Raw genomic sequence first — 2,142 nt, 5'->3', positions numbered from 1 at the left:
ACTTCTTCAATCAGGGTGCGCAAACTATCTTGCATGGCGATGCTCGAATCTGCCAATTGACCCATTTCATCATTACCAATCTGGCCGCGATCCAATTGATAGCTCAAATCACCTTTGGCAATCGCAGAAGACTGCTCCATCACTAAACGCAACGGATTGATGATCGCACGAGTAAACACCACTGCCACCACAATCATAAAGGCGATCACCGCAAGCAGTACCCCGACAATGGTCATGCTCACCGTCGACACTTGATTCAGCATGGAGGTGCGGTTTGAGTCAATAAAACCTTGGGTCAGCTCAGACATTTCTTTAAGCGCTTTATCTAACTTGCCGAAGGTGCCAAATGACTTAGATAAAATTTGTTGTGCCGCGGTCAATTGCCCGTCTTTAACACGGTCAGGAAAAGCACTGAGTTCTTGGTTGTACTTATCCCAATGGCTTTGGATACGACTGAAAATGGCTTTTTCATCATCATACCAAAGGCTTTCTTGGTAGGCGTCGAGAGCACGGCTATAATCGCGCTTCATGACATAGACATCACCCAAGACTTCGCGTCGTTTTGCCGGATCGCTAAAGGTAAGCGCCGCATACTGATCTTTACGGATACGCAAGATTTCTTCATTAAGCCGCTCAATCTCAAGTACAGCAGGCAGGGTGTCGTCAGTAAAGTTCAGCATATCATCGCGCATACCGCTGACTTGGGTAAAAATGTAAAACCCAAAGATCACCACAGCGATAGCAATGAGGGAAAAAGCCGCAGTAAACTTTTTACCAATAGATAGATTTTTCAACATGGAAAAGCGAGTCCTCAACAAATTAGTGATTAGCGTGTTAATGCCTGGACATCCATGTTGAGGCGGGCTTGCGTGTCTGTCCTACACAGCGGCGCGGATATTAGCACAAAAAATAATCAAAGTGTGACGAAAGACTCATTATTTTTGCAAAAAGTATGTCATACAGCACTGGCTTATTTTGCGGACATTTCTATATTTAACAATGATTTAACTATCTCATGTCGTCCTAATGCAGTACTATCAACTGTCATTATTGGCTTTATTCAAAAACGGTCAAATATTATACCGAACACAAAAAATCCCGCTGAATCAGCGGGATTTTGTTTTCATCTATTGGCGGTACGACCTATTTGGTTAGACGGAAGCGCTGCATGGTCGTTTGCAGTGATTGCGCCAACTGGCTGAGCTCGTTACAGGCTTGTGCGGTTTGATCGGCCCCCCCAGCAACTTCTTGTGACGAATCATTGATGCGCTCAATGTTACGGCTTAGTTCATCCGCCACCGAGTCTTGCTCGCCACAGGCACTGGCAATTTGCATGCCCATATCAGCGATATTTTCAACCGAGGTTTCAATCCCACGCACCAGCTGTTGAGCCTGGTCGCCCCGCTCTACGCATTGCTCAATGCTTTCCGAGCTTTGCGTGGTGGCATTACGTGCTTGCGTGGCGTATTGCTGCAGCTTTTCGATGATGGTGGTAATTTCGCCCGTTGAGTCTTGGGTACGGCCCGCTAAGGTACGCACTTCATCGGCCACCACCGCAAAGCCGCGGCCCGATTCACCGGCACGCGCTGCTTCAATCGCCGCGTTCAACGCCAGTAARTTGGTTTGCTCGGCAATATCACGAATMACATCCACCACCATGTTGATTTGTTTCGACTGCTGATCGAGCTCACTCACGGTATYGCCSGTTTGACGCATGTCYTCTGCYACTTTRCGAATCGAKGCYACCATSCCATCAATRTCTTKSGCSCCCATACGKGAYTGYTCWCTCGCTTCGTTGGCGGCGGTGGATGAGCTTTCGGTATTCTGCGCCACGTCGGCAACGGTTGCCTTCATTTGTGCCATCGCGGTCGCCACTTGTGATACTTCATGTTGCTGACTTTGCATCCCGCTTGAGGTTTGGCTCGATACGGCACTGACCTCTTCGACTGCACTGCTCAATTGGGTTACCGCGGCAATCACTTCTTCAATCAGGGTGCGCAAACTATCTTGCATGGCGATGCTCGAATCTGCCAATTGACCCATTTCRTCATTACCAATCTGGCCGCGATCCAATTGATAGCTCAAATCACCTTTGGCAATCGCAGAAGACTGCTCCATCACTAAACGCAACGGATTGATGAT

At 48.1% G+C, this 2,142-nt stretch carries 2 protein-coding genes; both read right to left on the bottom strand.

Features of this window, described 5'->3' with window-relative positions; genetic code table 11:
* Positions 1-797: MCP four helix bundle domain-containing protein (locus tag BZG14_RS15150; protein ID WP_131825210.1), on the bottom strand; the 797-nt coding region annotated here is incomplete at its 3' end.
* A gap of 346 nt (positions 798-1,143) precedes the next feature.
* On the bottom strand, positions 1,144-2,142 hold a 999-nt coding region (locus BZG14_RS15145; protein ID WP_131825209.1), incomplete at its 5' end, for a methyl-accepting chemotaxis protein.

Source organism: Salinivibrio sp. IB282 (genome assembly GCF_001995685.1).
Lineage (GTDB): Bacteria > Pseudomonadota > Gammaproteobacteria > Enterobacterales > Vibrionaceae > Salinivibrio > Salinivibrio kushneri.
Note: the sequence above shows the minus strand (reverse complement) of the source record. Positions and strands in the feature narration are given on the sequence as shown.